The organism is Flavobacterium sp. FlaQc-52 (genome assembly GCF_044007495.1).
GTDB classification, from domain to species: domain Bacteria; phylum Bacteroidota; class Bacteroidia; order Flavobacteriales; family Flavobacteriaceae; genus Flavobacterium; species Flavobacterium cupriresistens.
In genome coordinates, this window is the sequence record NZ_JBIPCV010000017.1 from 1 (window position 1) to 17,080 (window position 17,080).

Genomic DNA, 17,080 nt, shown 5'->3' on the forward strand with positions numbered 1-17,080 from the left:
AAAAAGGTCGCAGATTAAACGGATTAAACGGATTTACACAGATCGTATATTTTAGTTTGTGAAATTTGCGTAATTCGTGGCAAGAAAACTGGTTACAGGTTTAAAGTTTTAGCGCCAAGCTAAAAAAGAATCCGCGAGAATCCGTTTAATCCGTTTAATCTGTGGCAAAAAAACACCACCAGAGATTTATCTGATTAAACAGATTTGCACAGATCGTATATTTTAGTTTGTGAAATTTGCGTAATTCGTGGCAAGAAAACTGGTTACAGGTTTAAAGTTTTAGCACCAAGCTAAAAAAGAATCCGCGAGAATCCGTTTAATCCGTTTAATCTGTGGCAGAACAACGTAACGAATGACATGAATTAAATGATTTTTTTAGCGTCAAAAGAGAGCTCAATTTATGAAAATTCGTGAAATTCGTGTTGAAAAAAAATAGTACTATGCAGGAAAACGATACCATTACTTTTATTTTTTTAGCCATTATTTTATTATTGGTTGTCATCATTGGTTTTATGGTGTATCAATTAATGCATTCAAAAAAAGCAAAAGACGATGCAGAAAAAAGTTTTTATGCGCTCGAGATGAAAGTCAATGACTTGCAGCTGGAAACACTGGAAGCAAAACTGAATCCCCATCTTTTTAAGAATATTCTAAATTCGATTCAATCGCATGCCTATCAAACCTATTTTGCTTTAGATAAACTGGCGAATGTTTTGGATTATATTTTATACGAAAGCAAAAAGAAATTTGTCACTGCAAAAGAAGAAATTGATTTTGCTTTGAATTTAATCGAAATCAATAAAATTAAGATCAGTCCGCTTTTTGAATTGAAAATCAAAACCAATATCAATAAAGAGGACAAATTGTACGAGCAGCCTTTGCTGGCACCACTAATTTCTATTGATTTAATCGAAAATGCTTTCAAACATGCCGATTTGCAAAGTGCCGATGCTTTTATTTCTGTGATTTTTGAGTTTAAGGACAACGCATTTTCTATGACCGTTTCCAATAAAATCTCAGATAAAAAAGTACTGAAAAAAGAGCGAAGCGGTATTGGCCACTCGACTTTAGAACATCGTCTGCGGATTATTTACAGAAATAATTTCAAACTCGAGAGATTTGTAGAAAATGATGTTTACATTGCTCACCTAAAAATTGATCTACTTGAATACAAAACTGAAATGCTTGCTTCTGGACGATGAGTTACCCGGATTGACGTATTTGAAAATGCTTTGCGAACAAATTTCCGAAGTCGAAATCGTAAAAACGTTTAATAATCCCGAGAAACTATTGGCCGAAATGGACCAACTCGATTTTGATTTATTAATTTCTGACATCGAAATGCCGGGAATTAACGGTTTGCATTTGGCGGAAATGTTGCAAAATAAGCTGGTTATTTTTTGTACCGCTTATAAAGAATATGCTGCAGATGCTTTTACAATCGAGGCAGTAGATTATATCACGAAACCGGTAAAATTGGAACGTTTGCAGAAAGCGATCTCAAAAGCAGCAGAACGATTCCATAAACCCGACGCAGCCAAAAAATTCATACAGCTCAATACCGATAAAGGAAAAACTTTATTGTATTTTGATCAGATTCAATACATAAAAACCGCAATCAGCGACAGCCGTGATAAAACGGTACTGCTGACCGATGGCAGTTTTCTGAATTTGAAAAATGTTAAATTTGATACCCTCTTAAAAGAATTACCCGAAACCGACTTTTGTCGCGTAAACAAAAAAGAGATTGTCGCCGTAAAAGCCATTAAGTTTTTCAATCACAACGAAATTGTTTTGCATCATTTAGAAAAGAATGAAAAAAACAGCACACTATTACTTAGCGAAACCTATCGTTCAGACTTCCTGAAAAAAACAAAAATATAACTTTCCAATTGTCAGGCTGAGCGAAGCCGAAGCCCAGACTGAGCAAAGTCGAAGCTCTTTTTTATCAACTATTCCAACTTATTACAAAGTTTTTCGGACTTGTTACATGGATTGAAAATTAGGTTTAAATTTACTTCTTGGATAAGAAATCACTTCTGATATTTGCCCCATAAAAACTAAAAGAGAAGTTATGAACAGCATAAAAAACTCAGCGTTTTACGTTACCATTATTGGAGGTTTTACTGCTTTGATATATTGGGTGATTGTTAAGGGCGCTTCGCTGGAAGTAGGCCGTGGAATTGTTCGCAAAAAAATAGAAAGCAATCATTGGAATGATTTTCTGCATTCTATGGTCGAGAACCTGCAACATCCTTTGGCAATTTTGTTAGCGCAGATTGTTACGATTATTTTAGTGGCTCGTTTATTCGGGTGGATTTTTAGAAAAATTGGGCAACCTTCCGTTATTGGCGAGATGATTGCCGGAATTGTGTTAGGGCCGTCTTTGGTCGGAATGTATTTCCCGGAATTCTCCGCTACACTATTTCCAAAAGAATCTTTAGGGAATCTGCAGTTTTTAAGTCAGATTGGTTTAATCCTTTTTATGTTCGTTATTGGAATGGAGCTGGACTTAAAAGTACTGAAGAATAAAGCCCATGATGCAGTCGTAATAAGTCACGCCAGTATCGTAATTCCGTTTGCGCTAGGGTTAAGTTTAGCCTATTTTATTTACCACACTTTTGCTCCAATTGGCGTAGAGTTCTCTTCTTTCGGATTGTTTATGGGAATTGCCATGAGTATTACCGCATTTCCTGTTTTGGCGAGAATTGTGCAGGAGCGAGGTATGCAAAAAACAAAATTGGGTACGATTGCGATAACCTGTGCTGCAGCTGATGATATTACAGCTTGGTGTATTTTGGCTGTTGTAATTGCAATTGTAAAAGCGGGTTCTTTTACAAGTTCTTTGTATGTAATCGGTTTGGCGGTTTTGTATGTTATTATCATGCTCAAAATAGTTCGTCCGTTTCTAAAACGAGTGGGAGACTTAAACTCAACCCGCGAAAGTCTGAATAAACCGGTTGTTGCGATTTTCTTTATAACCTTATTATTTTCTGCTTATGCGGCTGAGCTAATTGGAATTCATGCTTTATTTGGAGCCTTTTTAGCCGGAGCCATTATGCCGGAAAACAATACGTTCAGAAATATTTTTATTGAAAAAGTCGAAGATGTTGCCATCATCGTATTATTGCCGTTGTTTTTTGTATTTACTGGATTACGTACACAAATTGGTTTATTGAATGATCCTTATTTATGGAAAATCACAGGTTTAATTATTGCCGTTGCCGTAGTAGGGAAGTTTTTTGGAAGTGCTTTCGCTGCCAAATTTATGGGACAAAGCTGGAAAGACAGTCTGGCGATTGGCGCTTTAATGAATACGAGGGGTTTAATGGAGCTGGTAGTACTGAATATCGGATATGATTTAGGTGTTTTGTCTACTGAGATTTTTACTATGATGGTAATTATGGCGTTAGTGACCACTTTTATGACAGGCCCGGCGTTGGATTTTATAGGCTTTATTTTTAAAGATAAAATAACGGCCATTCCACAAGAGATTGGGAACAAAAGTAAATTTAAGATTCTGCTGTCCTTTGCAACTCCCGAAAAAGGTAAAAAACTGTTGCGAATTGCGAACAGCCTCGTTAAAAAACAATCTGATAATTCTATTGTTACAGCGATGCATTTGTCTTTAAGTACAGAAGTGCATTCGTTTGATGTGAAAGATCAGGAACGTAAAATGCTGGTTCCGGTTATCGAAGAGTCAGAACGTCTGAATCAAAATATGGTTAGTGTTTTTAAAGTAACAAACGATATTGATACCGACATCATCGATACCGCCAATCAAGGGGACTATGATTTGTTATTGGTAGGTTTGGGGCAATCTATTTTTGAAGGGACTTTGCTTGGAAAAATACTTGGCTTTACCTCCAGAATTGTAAACCCGGATCGCTTAATTGATAAATTCACAGGAAAAGAAGGGCTGTTTGAAAATTCTCCTTTTGATGAAAGAACACGTCATATTATTGCTAAAAGTAAAATGCCGGTCGGTATTTTTATCGATAAAGACTTAGAAGACGTCAACCAGATTTTTATGCCGATTTTCAATAAAGAAGATGCTTTTCTAATTGAATATGCTAAAAAGTTAATCAATAATAATGGTTCTCAGATCACGGTTTTAGATGCAAGTGGTGAAATGAAAAGTACCCGTGATATTCAGGAAACCATTCGTTCAATAGAGCAAATCGCTCCAAATCACATCATGATCATGCACGACCGAACAATCAAAAAAGAGTTTTTAGAAAGTCAGAATCTGATGATCATCAGTCTAGATAGTTGGAAAAAACTGATTGAATCACAAAGCATATGGTTGAATAATACGCCCTCAGTTCTGATTTTGAAACCGTAGAGGGGGTTAAATTCCAATCTTTTTAAATTCCAAATTCCAATTTTGTTGGGGTTTGGTTTTTTTGTTTTTCCCTTCCGTAGAGATGCACAGCAGTGCATCTAACTCAATGGATCTATATTTAATTTTATAAAATACAGGGGTTAAATTCCAATCTTTTTAAATTCCAAATTCCAATCTTGTTGGGGTTTGGGATTTTTTTGTTTTTCCCTCCCGTAGAGATGCACAGCAGTGCATCTAACTCAAGGACCTATATTTAATTTTATAAAATACAGGAGTTAAATTCCAATCTTTTTAAATTCCAAATTCCAAATTTGTTGGTTTTTTTGGGTGTAAAGAAGCATTGCGACGGTACAAGATCAAATCCAGAAGATACAAGGAAGCAAATAGAGAAATCATTTTAATCTGTGAAATCTGTGGCAAAAAACAAAAGCCGCAGATTTAGGGATCAAGTGCTAGTAAAAGATTAAAAGTGGCAATTTAGTTTATCTAAAAAAGACACCCCATTTGTCCTTTCGACGAAGGAGAAATCTCCGCAAGCAACTCCGTAAAGATAAGCTCAGTAAACACAGATGTATTCACATTTCACAAATTTCAGAATCATAAAAAGCATTCCATTGGAATTTGGAATTTTAAAGGATTGGAATTTTAAAATTTTTTAGATCCCCAAATCCAATACATAAGAGATTTTAACCGCAATATTATTCTCAAATCTTGGCAGTTGATTTGGTCCATATCTATAGAAACCTCCTAAACCGATGCCTTTATAGATTTTGTTTAATTCGATTCCGGATTCAAAGAAACCTTTGTCAAGTGTTTTATAAGCAGGGCCAACATGTTGCTGCGGATTTTCCATATTTCCCCACGCCATTCGGGTAACCAATACCAAAGAAGGGCGAACTTTTCTGAGGATTCGGATTCGGTCAAAACCATGTTTAATTTGGAACATTACATATTGACTGGAGAAAAACTCATTAAAATACATAGTCTCAAAACTGTTTCTGCCGGCAAAAGTAATACGTTGAACAATCGTTTCTTTGGTCAGGTTATTCGGAGCCGTATTGTATAGGTGGGTAATGGGCACATCGCCAAAAGCATATCCACCTTGTAGTAGTACACCAGTTTTCTGACCGTTTAAATATTTTTTTTCATATTCAGCTTTGAAATCGATTTTGCCAAATTTAAAATCATTTTCAAATACATCGGGTAGCGATTGGGTGTATTGAAAAGTAAACTTTGGAAACCTTTTATCCGCTTCGGTTCTTCCGGTTGGGGTTTGCATGAAATCACTAAACGGCGACCAGGCAATAGAAAGCATTGCTGTAGTCATGATATAGCTTGAATACAGTTTTCCGTGTAGATTAAAAAGATAATCAAATTTAGGTTCGATGTGATTTCGTGATAATTCCAGAACAGCCTCCGTTTTCGGAATGATCTTAGTCTGAATATTACCCCTCCAGCCTACATACTGATAGAAAGTACTAATGTTTATCGGACGTGGATCATAAATTTTAAAAACGCGTTTGTCGACAGCAAAAACGGTACTCGCAATTTCCCGAACATCATCCGAGTAATACCCATTTAACCATGTATTGGTGTTTTTATCGAGTAAAAAGCCGGAGCCGATGCTGTATTTCGTTGTGCCGTCTTTTGTTCCGTAAGCGGCATATCCTTCAATTCGGAAATTTTTAGAAAAACGGTCATTCGTAATTCCGCCAAGACCCAGACGAAAGCCTTCGTAATTATTGTAGCTGATTAGTTTTTTTAAGTCAAAATCAATTGGCCCCATCGGAATGTAACCGTTGATGATTTTTCGACCAAGGCCCAAACGTTTTTCAATTCTCTTTTTTATAGAAATGCTGTCCAGCAATAAATAGGTTTTTTGACTTTTCAGATCAAGTGTTTCTTTGCGATATTCGTTCCAGAAAGCTTCCGGTTTTTTGCTGGCATCCTCTTTAATTTCGATATAAAGTGCCGGGTTTTTTATGACCGGATTAGTGTTGTAGTGAATATCAAAATTGTTGCTCTCAGAAAGCAAATAGGTGAAGTCAGACGCTGCTTTTTTTCTCGGTTCAAAGTTTTCTCCGGTGTCTGCATCAAATTGAATGGTTCCTCCCAGAATTTTAATATCCTCGTCGTTTTTACCTTTTACGATTTTGAATGTGGTACGGCTTTGAAACCATATTTTTTCACTTGGAACATATTCAAACTCATGGATTCCGCTAATGTCCAGAACACCTTTTATACGCATTACAGCTTTGGCAATTGCAAAATTTTCTGCGTCTATGTATAAAACACCTTCCAGACCCGATGCATTTCTCTTTTGCTTGTTTTTGTAATGGATCATGTAGGTTTCGCGACCTTGTATTTTTACCGTGTCAAGCAGCTTGTACGTGTAATCTTTAAGTGCATTGTTTGAAATCGGGCTCTCATATTTCGTTTCCAGCAATTCGTATTTCGGATCATAAATAGAAATAGATTGCAGACTGAAAGCGATAATTTCGTACACAGGCTGTTTGAAACCCGCCATTTTTGTACCCAATACGGTTTCTTTAAGTCTTTTACTCCCAAATTGATATTGAGATATTTTTTCTGTTTGAAATAAATGTTGTTTACTTATTATTTCTTTGAATTTATAATCGGAAGAATCAATATTGATTTTCTTTTTCTTTAAATCTTTATAAGTTGCCGAAGAGTCGATGCGTCCGTCGATAGAATCAGGATTGGCAGTGACGATAAGTTTGTTGTAAGTTTTGTACTCAAAACTACTCAGCTTTTTCTGTGGATTGTTGCTGTTTTTATTAGAAATGACCTTTCTTAAAATGCTCAGCGCCGGGTTTTCATTTGAAATAACAACCTCTTTTAAATCATCCGTTTTTTGAGAAAGTGAAACGGAGTAGAATTTTTTGTTGTTTGTTAGGGTAATGTTTTTGGTCTCGAAACCAATATAGGAAACCGTAAAAAATCCGGTTTCAGAGGAAACCGTAAAAGAAAATTTGCCATCAACATCTGTAATGGTGTTATTGTGGTCTGCTGTTTTAATGCTGGCAAAGGGAAGCGGTTTGTTGCCGGAGTCCGTAACAATTCCGTTTATTTGAAATTGCGCCTGAATGGTAAGCGTAAAAAACAAAGTCAATAAACAAAATAGCTTCATACAGAGGATTATGGTTTCAGAAACGAAAATATTTAATTTTCAATAGGTAAAAATAAGAATAAAAAAATCCGTCTGGTTAAATATACCAGACGGATTTTGTTTTGTATCGAATAAAATTAAACTTTCATGATCTCAGCTTCTTTCGCAGCCAATAATTCATCAATTTTTTTAATATAAGTATTCGTTAAATTCTGAACTTCTTCTTCAGCAGATTTACAAACATCTTCAGAAGTTCCTTCTTTTTCTAGTTTTTTAATATCAGTATTGGAGTCTTTACGTACGTTACGAACACCAATTTTTGCATCTTCTGCTTCAGATTTTGCTTGTTTAGCAAGGTCTTTACGACGCTCTTCTGTTAAAGGTGGTACACTGATAATGATTACGTCTCCGTTGTTCATTGGGTTGAAACCAATATTAGCAACCATAATTGCTTTTTCAATTACAGACAACATGTTTTTTTCAAAAGGTTGTAAGGTAATTGTTCTCGCATCAGGAACACTAATCTTTGACACTTGCGAAAGTGGTGTTGCAGATCCGTAATAGTCTACAAAAACACTTCCAAGCATTGCCGGTGAAGCTTTTCCTGCGCGAATGTTAAGAAATTCTTTCTCTAAATGCGCTATCGAACCATTCATTGATTCTTCAGTACTATCTAATATAAATTCTATTTCTTCAGTCATTGTTTTTTTAGTTTTCAGTTTTCAATCCTCATTTTCAGTTTAAGCAGTCTGTGACTGTAAACTGTCGCTGAAGACTTATATATTAACTACAGTTCCTATGTTTTCGCCTTCGCAGATTTTTAATAAATTTCCAATTTTGTTCATATCAAAAACAACGATTGGCAATTTGTTTTCCTGGCTTAATGTAAAAGCAGTTGTGTCCATTACATTTAAACCTTTTTTCAATACATCATCAAAAGAGATGTAATCAAATTTTACTGCCGATGCATTTTTTTCAGGATCAGAATCGTAAACACCATCAACACGGGTACCTTTTAGGATCACGTCAGCATTGATTTCGATTCCTCTTAAAACAGCAGCTGTATCAGTAGTGAAATAAGGATTACCGGTTCCAGCACCAAAAATTACAATTCTTCCTTTTTCAAGGTGACGATCTGCTCTTCTTTTGATGTAAGGCTCTGCAATAGATTCCATTTTCAAAGCAGTCTGTAAGCGCGTTTTCATTCCTTTATCTTCAAGAGCACCTTGTAATGCCATTCCGTTAATTACGGTTGCAAGCATTCCCATATAATCGCCTTGTACGCGATCCATACCGGCACTTGCTCCTGCAACGCCTCTAAAAATATTTCCTCCTCCAATAACAATAGCAATTTCTACTCCTTTAGTGTGAATTTGCTTAATTTCCTCAGCATACTCGGCTAGTCTTTTTGGGTCAATTCCGTATTGTAAATCACCCATTAAGGCTTCACCGCTTAGTTTTAGAAGAATCCTTTTATATTTCATGTGTGTCTTGCGTTAATTTGTGCAAATATAGACATATTCTGATTTTTAGAAATAGTGTTTTAAAAATAATTTCGGATTGTATACTTTGCTCTTTTCAGAGGAGTCCGGTTTTATTTCTTTTGAATGTGATAAAAATCAATTCAAGGTCTTTTTAAAAATCGTATTTTTATGGTATTCTAAACAAATTAAGTATGAAAAGTATTGTAGCCAAAGCATTATTCAATAGTCACTCTTATTCTGAATATCGAAAACTAGTCACCGATTTATTATCCGACGAGAAATCAACAGGCGATGAACAATCTGAAAGTTTAACGCATTACACAAGTCTCAATGAAGCCCGAATGAACCGATTGGAGAAAACAATAAAAATTTCGGAAGAAACAATCGAAAAACTTCAAAAACTGGAGAATCATTATATCTGGCTCGTAATTTCGGAAGGCTGGTGTGGTGATGCAGCTCAAATACTTCCTATACTAAATAAGATGGCCTCATCATCAGATAAAAAAGTTGATCTGCGAATTGTTTTGCGCGATGAAAATGATGAATTAATGAGTAATTATTTAACAAACGGAGGAAGGGCAATACCCAAAGTCATTGTGATTTGTAAAGAAGCCGGAATTGTCCGTACCGATTGGGGACCAAGACCCAAAGGAGCCACAGAATTAATGGCAAACTATAAAAAAGAGTTTGGTGTAATTGATGAAAAAATCAAAACCGATTTGCAGTTATGGTATCTGGCAGACAAAGGACTTTCTGTTCAGGAAGAATTACTGGAGATTATGGAGAATATCAAATACGATCGCCTGTAATTTTGGGTTGTGATGCCCTTAATTTGCTGCTAATTGGTTGATATTAAATAGGCTAAATGTTTAAAATGTATTAAAATGTTTTTTTTATTTTAATACATTTTGTATCTTGCTTGAGGAATCCCAATTCTATTATTTACTTTTTATTTGCTCTTTTTATTGGTGTTTTTATTATTTAACAACTAAAAAATACCACCATTATGAAAAAGTTATTCGAAAGGTTTTATGATTTTATTTCAGGTTTTTTGTTTGGAAGTGAAAAAGCGACTCACTACTAGTCCAAAACAACAGCAGGGATAAAAATAGCACTATTCTAATTTGAGGGTAGGCACATTACTATTGTCTTTTGTAATGTGCTTGATGTCTTATTTTTGTTCCAGAGTTTCTTCAAACAAAGTGATGTCGATGGCGTTTTTTACATCGTAGTCACCAATTTTAGTTCGGCGTAAAACAGTTAGGTGTGAACCCGAATTCATCGCTTTCCCAAAATCAAAAGCCAGAGAGCGAATGTAAGTTCCTTTACTGCAAACTACTCTAAAATCAATTTCCGGCAATGCAATTCGCGTGATTTCAAATTCGTGAATAGTTGTTTTTCTACTTGCGATTTCAACAGTTTCTCCCGCACGTGCATGTTCGTACAAACGAACGCCGTCTTTTTTAATGGCAGAAAAAATAGGCGGTTTTTGATCAATTTCACCTAAAAATTGTTTTACCGTTTCATGAATCAGAGCTTCATCGATATGCTCGGTTGGAAAGGTCTGATCGATTTCGGTTTCTAAATCGTAAGATGGAGTAGTGGCTCCAATATGAAAAGTTCCCGTATATTCTTTGGCCTGACCTTGCAATTCAGAAATGCTTTTGGTGAATTTTCCAGTACAGATTAATAATAATCCGGTCGCTAAAGGATCTAACGTTCCCGCATGACCGATCTTGAACTTTTTTGGAAGTCCGACTTTGTTGATTAAAAGGTATTTTAATTTATTGACTGCTTGAAACGAACTCCATTTTAAAGGTTTGTCGATCAATAAAACCTGTCCGTTTAAATATTCTTCAGGAGTCATTATATAATGGTAAGCGGGTGAATGAAAAAGTGAATGGCCAATAAAATGATTCCGGCAATTATTCGATAAATACCAAATACTTTGAAACCGTTTTTAGTAAGGAAACCAATGAAAGTTTTAATGGCTAAAAGTGCTACAATGAAAGCTACAATGTTTCCAATAATTAACAGATTGATTTGATCGTGAGATAATACAAAACCGTCTTTGTAATAGTCGTAACATTTCTTTACCGTTGCGCCTAACATCGTTGGCACAGCAAGGAAAAAAGAAAATTCGGCTGCGGTAGTACGACTTAGTTTTTGCGACATTCCACCCACAATACTGGCACCACTTCTGGAAACTCCGGGGATCATGGCAATACATTGAAAAAGGCCTATTTTGAAAGCCTGTAAATAGGTAATTTCCTGAGAAGCTTCAGTTGCATTTGGCTGATTGAACCATTGGTCAACTTTTAGTAAAATAAGTCCCCCAATCAAAAGAGATATGGCAACTGTAACCGGGTTTTCTAGCAATCCGTCTATAAAATCACTTAACAATAATCCTAAAACGACTGCTGGAATAAAAGCCACTAAAAGTTTAAAGTAAAAGTCAAGTGTCTGAAAGAAACGTTTGAAATATAAAACGACAACCGAAAGGATGGCGCCTAATTGAATAACTATTGTAAAGAGTTTAGTGAAATCGTCATGGGCAATTCCAAAAAAAGAAGAGGCAATAATCATATGACCAGTTGAAGAAACAGGTAAAAATTCTGTAATTCCTTCAATAATGGCAAGGATAATAGCTTGTAATGTGTTCATTAAAAGTTTAGATTTTAGATTTTAGATTTTAGATCGGTTGCCTTTACTAAATGCAAGGAAGCGGAATGAAAATCTATAAAATGCTATTGTTTTGATTTTTTAAAAATCGAGTAAATCGTGATTCCAAACCCTATTAAAACAGTTGTTGGAGCTAATCGGATGCGTCTGAAGTTAAAAATATCTTCGTTAAAAACATTCGGATTATCACTACCACCACCGGACATTAAGATAAAACCCAATGCAATTACCGCAATTCCGATCAAAAGGATTTTGTAGTTGATGCCTTCAAAAAGGAATTCTTGTTTTTGTTCTGTTGTATTATTTTTCATTGCTGTTAAGTTCGATTATAAAGTGACTGAAAACTGCGACTGTGACTGTTTTTATTAGTTAATAAAGGTCGTCAGTTCTTAAATTCAGAAAACGTTGTGTGGCAAAGTGTGTGCTTACCCAGGTGATTAAAACTCCCAATCCGAAAACAATAAGTAAGATCAAACCGGTTACCAGTTTGTCGTCTAAAATTCCTAGTCCCGGGAAATTGGTTTCTACATAAACTAAAAGCGCAATCAAGGCAATAATCGCCAGACCAGCGCCCAACATGCCCAGTTTTACACTGCGCATTACAAACGGTTTACGAATAAACGATTTTGTTGCACCAACCATTTGCATGGTTTTAATGATAAAACGATTAGAATGTATCGATAAACGAAGGGAACTATTGATTAGTAAAACCGCAATTACAGTCAGAAATCCGCTGATAATCAAAATCCACATACTCACTTTTTTGATGTTGTCATTAACCAGATTGACCAATTGTTTGTCATAAACGATATCGGAAATCATGGTATTTTTACGCAGATGACTTTCAATTCTCTGAATGCTGTCTCTTTCAACATAATCCGCTTTGAAGTGAATGTCGTAAGAATTCAATAATGGATTTTCTCCCAAAAAGGTCAGGAAGTCTTCACCAATAATATCAGTATGTTCTTTAGCCGCTTTTTCTTTAGTTACATAAACGTATGATTTTGCAAAAGGAGCTCTTTTTAGTTCGGTATTAAAGGCTTTTATAACACTGTCATTCGCTTCGTTTTTAAAGAAAACAGTCATGGCGATTTTTTCTTTAAAATCGTCTGCCAGTTTTTTAGAATTAACGATGAACAATCCCAATACTCCCAAAAGGAATAGTACCAGAAAGACACTTAATACAACCGAAAAATAAGAGGAAATTAACCTGCGCTTTTGAAATTTATCAAAGTTAGAACTCATAGTTTGCTTAAATTATGTGGTAAAAATAATAAACAATTTCTTTATTTAAAGTTAATAACGATCAAAGTTTTAACTTTTGTACAATATAAGCAATTTTAGTGTTGCATTTTATCGGAATAAGAATGAAGAAATTAAAATTTAACGCATTTGGGGTTATTTCGCTAAATTTATTTAACACATAAAGACATAGATTTAGGATTTACTATTTGAGATGTTTCAAGGAAATCACAATTTTTTCATGTACTCTTAAATGCTTGTTTAGATTTCATCGGAAAGAATTTCAAATCCGTTTTAATCCGCGTCTTCGTGATAACGAATCTGTTTAATCCGTGTCTGAAATTAAGTTGCAAGGTCTGTATGTAAAGAGTACGTAGAATTGGACGCGGATTATGCGGATTTGCAAGGGCAAAAACGCTGACGAAAACGGATTTTTTTATATTGAAAAGCAATAGTGATCGATTAAGATAGTGTGGTTTTTTCTTTTTGGAATTAGAAATTTAAACAGGCTCTGATGTGATTTATTTGGAGTGAAACGTCTTTTTTAAGCTTTGTTAGCTATGCTTCTATGTGTTAAAATTAATTGCACGTATTGAGTTAATTGTTTTATGTGTTAAAATACTTTTTGTTACAATCTGTAATAAATGTAAATTTGCGATCTTATTACATAATGCATTAAAACTTAGCAACTCAGTTACTCAGTAACTCAGCAACTCACAAAATGAAATACAATCCGAACGAAATAGAAGCCAAGTGGCAAAAATATTGGGCCGATAATCAAACTTTTGCAGCCGTAAATAATTCTGACAAACCAAAACACTACGTATTAGATATGTTTCCATATCCATCCGGTGCTGGATTACATGTCGGACATCCACTCGGATATATTGCTTCAGACGTGTATTCGCGTTTCAAAAGACATCAGGGCTTTAATGTTTTGCATCCGATGGGTTACGACAGTTTCGGATTGCCGGCAGAACAATATGCCATTCAAACCGGGCAACGTCCGGAAGATACGACCCGTGTAAATATTGACGGTGGAGTAGATAAAGAAGGAAAAGAAATTGCGGGATACAGAAAACAATTGGATAAAATTGGATTTTCATTTGACTGGGCGAGAGAAGTTCGTACATCAAATCCGGATTATTACAAACATACACAGTGGATTTTCATTCAGTTGTTTAATTCGTGGTACAATAAAGAGGCTGATAAAGCTGAGGATATTTCGACCTTAGTTTCTGTTTTTGAAAAAGAAGGAAATACAAACGTAAATGCCGTTTCAGATGATAATATTGCTCCTTTTTCGTCAAGCGAATGGAATTCGTATTCAGAAGATCAAAAAGAAAAAATAATATTACAATACAGATTGACATATTTGGCAGAAACGGAAGTGAACTGGTGTCCCGGTTTAGGAACGGTTTTGGCAAATGACGAAATTATAAACGGGGTTTCGGAACGTGGTGGTTACCCTGTTATCCGTAAAAAAATGACCCAATGGAGCATGCGTATTTCTGCTTATGCAGAGCGTTTGTTGCAAGGCCTAAATGATATTGACTGGAGCGAAAGCATCAAAGAAAGCCAACGCAACTGGATTGGAAAATCTGTTGGTGCTATGGTTAAGTTTCAAGTTTCAAGTTTCAAGTCTCAAAGTGAGGAAACTTTAAACGTGAAACCTGAAGCAAAATTTATCGAAGTATTTACCACGCGTCCTGATACTATTTTTGGAGTTACGTTTATGACTTTGGCTCCGGAGCATCCTTTGGTAGCCGAAATTACAACTCCGGAACAAAAAGCGGCTATTGAGGGGTATATCGAGAAAACGGCAAAACGTTCGGAGCGTGAACGTATGGCTGATGTTAAGACTATTTCGGGAGTATTTACCGGAGCTTATGCAGAACATCCGTTTACAAAAGAGCCAATTCCGGTTTGGATTGGGGATTATGTTTTGGCGGGTTATGGTACCGGTGCTGTAATGGCGGTTCCTTGTGGAGATGAAAGAGATTATGCTTTTGCAAATTTCTTTAAAGGTCAAAACGGAATGCCGGAAATCAAAAATATTTTCGCGAATGTCGATATTTCTGAGGCGGCTTACGGTTCAAAAGATAATGTTGAAATCGCTAATTCTGATTTCTTAAACGGATTAAATTATAAAACAGCTACTCAAAAAGCAATTGCTGAATTAGAGAAAATTGAACAAGGAACAGGAAAGACCAATTACCGTTTGCGTGATGCCGTATTTTCGCGTCAGCGTTATTGGGGAGAGCCTTTTCCGGTATATTATGTAAACGGTCTTCCGAAAATGATTGACGCACAACATTTGCCAATTATTTTGCCGGAAGTAGAGAAATATTTACCAACCGAAGACGGTTTGCCACCTTTAGGTAACGCAGCAGTTTGGGCTTGGGATACCAAAGAGAATAAAGTTGTAGATACTGATTTAGTAGACCATGCAACGATTTTTCCTTTAGAATTAAACACGATGCCGGGTTGGGCTGGAAGTTCATGGTATTGGATGCGTTATATGGATGCACACAACGAAACCGAATTTGCAAGCAAAGATGCTTTAGCATACTGGGAAAGTGTTGATTTGTATATTGGTGGAAGCGAACACGCAACCGGACATTTACTGTATTCTCGTTTCTGGAATAAATTCTTAAAAGACAAAGGATTCGCTCCAACCGAAGAACCATTCAAAAAACTGATCAATCAGGGAATGATTTTGGGGACTAGTGCTTTTGTTTATAGAGTTGAAGGAACAAATAGCTTTGTGTCTAAGAATAAAATTGGAGATCAGAGCGTGCAACCAATTCATGCTGATGTTTCAATGGTAAATTCATCTGATGAACTAGATATTGAAAGATTCAAAGCCTGGAGAGAGGATTATGCTGATGCTGAGTTTATTTTAGATGATAACGGAAAATACATTGTAGGCCGCGAGGTTGAAAAAATGTCAAAATCGAAATACAATGTAGTAACACCGGATGATATTTGTAATGAATACGGAGCAGATACATTGCGTTTGTATGAAATGTTTTTAGGTCCATTAGAGCAGGCAAAACCTTGGAATACCGCTGGTATCTCAGGAGTTTTCGGATTCCTTAAAAAATTATGCCGTTTGTATTTTGATGACAATGGTTTGATTATTACCGAAGAGGAACCAACAAAAGACAATCTAAAATCATTACACAAAACAATCAAAAAAGTAGCAGAGGATATCGAGAATTTCTCTTTTAATACTTCTGTTTCTCAGTTTATGATTTGTGTGAATGAATTATCGACTCAAAATTGCCATTCACGTGCCATTCTAGAGCCATTGGCAATTGTAGTTTCTTCTTATGCACCGCATATTGCAGAAGAACTTTGGAGTTTGTTAGGGCACACCACTTCGATTTCAACAGTTGCTTTCCCTGTTTTTGAACCGAACTATTTGGTAGAAAGCAGTAAAGAATATCCAGTTTCATTTAATGGAAAAATGCGTTTCACGATCGAGTTACCGTTAGATTTAACGGCAGCGCAAATTGAAGAAATCATCATGAAAGACGAAAGAACACAACGTCAATTAGACGGAAGAACTCCGAATAAAGTGATTATTGTTCCCGGGAAGATCATTAATTTGGTTGGATAAAGGGAGTGAATTCCAATATTTTAAATTCCAAATTCCAAATTCCAAATTCCAATTCTGTTGGGATTTGGAATTTTTTTTTTTGCCACAAATTTCACGAATGATCACAAATTAATTCGTGGAGATTCGTGTAATTCGTGGCGAAATTTTTTTTCACCACAAATTTTCAAAAAACAATCCGTGGAAATTCGTGCAGTTCGTGTTTAAATTTAATCATACGGTATTGACATGCCTCCGTAGAGACGCACTGCTGTGCGTCTCTACTGCTGTGCGTCTCTACTTTTTTATGCGACAAATTTCACGAATGATCACAAATCAATTCGTGGAAATCCGTGTAATTCGTGGCGAAATTTTTTTTCATCACAAATTTTCAAAAAAAACAATCCGTGCAAATCCGTGCAATCCGTGTTAAAATTTACCCGCACTGCAGAGACGCACAATGGCAAAGACGCACAATGGTAGAGTAGAGACGCACTGCTGTGCGTCTCTACTGCTGTGCGTCTCTACAATGTCGTCAAAAATTGGAATTTGGAATTTAAAAAATTGAATTTTAATTTTATTTTCTAAAATTTGTA

General features: G+C 35.7%; 12 protein-coding genes. 5 read left to right on the forward strand and 7 right to left on the reverse strand.

The window, feature by feature from the left end:
• Nucleotides 1-440: 440 nt before the first annotated feature.
• The 3 genes from ACHRV5_RS21195 (at nt 441) to ACHRV5_RS21205 (ending at nt 4,345) form a co-directional block, all read left to right on the forward strand.
• Nucleotides 441-1,202, forward strand: a complete 762-nt coding sequence (locus ACHRV5_RS21195) for a sensor histidine kinase (protein WP_047778918.1) — start codon at nt 441-443, stop codon at nt 1,200-1,202.
• The gene (locus tag ACHRV5_RS21200) at nt 1,165-1,884 is read left to right on the forward strand and encodes a LytR/AlgR family response regulator transcription factor (RefSeq protein WP_395428089.1); all 720 of its coding nucleotides are present in this window, start codon (nt 1,165-1,167) and stop codon (nt 1,882-1,884) included. The genes ACHRV5_RS21195 and ACHRV5_RS21200 overlap by 38 nt, the downstream gene beginning before the upstream one ends.
• A gap of 190 nt (nt 1,885-2,074) precedes the next feature.
• The gene (locus ACHRV5_RS21205) at nt 2,075-4,345 is read left to right on the forward strand and encodes a cation:proton antiporter (RefSeq protein WP_047778916.1); all 2,271 of its coding nucleotides are present in this window, start codon (nt 2,075-2,077) and stop codon (nt 4,343-4,345) included.
• Between the two features lie 655 nt (nt 4,346-5,000).
• Here ACHRV5_RS21205 and ACHRV5_RS21210 read toward each other — a convergent pair.
• The 3 genes from ACHRV5_RS21210 to pyrH form a co-directional block, all read right to left on the reverse strand.
• Entirely contained in the window at nt 5,001-7,496 is a 2,496-nt protein-coding gene (locus ACHRV5_RS21210) for a DUF5686 family protein (protein WP_395428092.1), read from the reverse strand.
• A gap of 116 nt (nt 7,497-7,612) precedes the next feature.
• Complete coding sequence (frr, locus tag ACHRV5_RS21215; RefSeq protein ID WP_047778914.1) at nt 7,613-8,176, reverse strand: ribosome recycling factor; 564 nt, start codon at nt 8,174-8,176, stop codon at nt 7,613-7,615.
• A gap of 75 nt (nt 8,177-8,251) precedes the next feature.
• The gene (gene pyrH / locus ACHRV5_RS21220; RefSeq protein ID WP_047778913.1) at nt 8,252-8,959 is read right to left on the reverse strand and encodes a UMP kinase; all 708 of its coding nucleotides are present in this window, start codon (nt 8,957-8,959) and stop codon (nt 8,252-8,254) included.
• 191 nt (nt 8,960-9,150) lie between these two features.
• On the opposite strand from pyrH, the gene ACHRV5_RS21225 reads away from it, so the two are divergent.
• Nucleotides 9,151-9,768, forward strand: a complete 618-nt coding sequence (locus tag ACHRV5_RS21225) for a thioredoxin family protein (RefSeq protein WP_395428095.1) — start codon at nt 9,151-9,153, stop codon at nt 9,766-9,768.
• 362 nt (nt 9,769-10,130) lie between these two features.
• Here ACHRV5_RS21225 and truB read toward each other — a convergent pair whose 3' ends face one another.
• The 4 genes from truB to ACHRV5_RS21245 form a co-directional block, all read right to left on the reverse strand.
• Nucleotides 10,131-10,826, reverse strand: coding sequence for a tRNA pseudouridine(55) synthase TruB (truB, locus tag ACHRV5_RS21230; RefSeq protein WP_395428097.1), 696 nt, complete (start codon nt 10,824-10,826; stop codon nt 10,131-10,133).
• Nucleotides 10,826-11,623, reverse strand: a complete 798-nt coding sequence (locus ACHRV5_RS21235) for an undecaprenyl-diphosphate phosphatase (protein ID WP_047778910.1) — start codon at nt 11,621-11,623, stop codon at nt 10,826-10,828. Before ACHRV5_RS21235 ends, truB begins: the two co-directional genes overlap by 1 nt.
• Before the next feature lie 83 nt (nt 11,624-11,706).
• A complete protein-coding gene (locus ACHRV5_RS21240; RefSeq protein WP_047778909.1) occupies nt 11,707-11,952 on the reverse strand; it encodes a DUF3098 domain-containing protein in 246 nt (81 codons plus the stop codon).
• Between the two features lie 58 nt (nt 11,953-12,010).
• On the reverse strand, nt 12,011-12,886 hold the full coding sequence (locus ACHRV5_RS21245) for an ABC transporter permease (protein ID WP_047778908.1): 876 nt from the start codon (nt 12,884-12,886) through the stop codon (nt 12,011-12,013).
• A 718-nt stretch (nt 12,887-13,604) separates the two neighbouring features.
• On the opposite strand from ACHRV5_RS21245, the gene leuS reads away from it, so the two are divergent.
• The gene (leuS, locus tag ACHRV5_RS21250; protein WP_395428100.1) at nt 13,605-16,508 is read left to right on the forward strand and encodes a leucine--tRNA ligase; all 2,904 of its coding nucleotides are present in this window, start codon (nt 13,605-13,607) and stop codon (nt 16,506-16,508) included.
• Nucleotides 16,509-17,080 lie beyond the last annotated feature (572 nt).